Source organism: Pseudomonas sp. HMSC063H08 (genome assembly GCF_001813645.1).
In the GTDB taxonomy this organism is placed as follows: Bacteria; Pseudomonadota; Gammaproteobacteria; order Pseudomonadales; family Pseudomonadaceae; genus Pseudomonas; species Pseudomonas aeruginosa.
Genome location: NZ_KV813450.1, coordinates 1 through 285 on the forward strand (window position 1 = coordinate 1; position 285 = coordinate 285).

Annotated in this window: 1 pseudogene; it reads right to left on the bottom strand. The window is 64.2% G+C overall.

The window, feature by feature from the left end:
* Nucleotides 1-100: 100 nt before the first annotated feature.
* Nucleotides 101-285: pseudogene (locus HMPREF2924_RS36205) on the bottom strand (integrating conjugative element protein); the annotation flags it as partial.

The window sequence follows — 285 nt, forward strand, 5'->3', positions numbered from 1 at the left end:
AAGAGGCTGAGCAGCGTACCGACCACTGCCAGTCCGATGACGATCAGCACTCCGACCAGTAGCTGACCGAGAAGCTTTCGGGTGGTGAGCGTATCTGCCATCACGGTCTCCCTCCCGTCTTGCCGTCGGCGGCAGAGGGGGCCTGCAGGCGATCGAGGCGATCGGCATCGGGCGCCGACTCGAACACGCCACTGGACCCTGAGGCGCGTTGTTGCCCGCGCTCGATGACGCGCATAGGCGAATTGCTGGCCAGCTCGCGACGGAGTTCCAGTTCGGTCTTGAGAT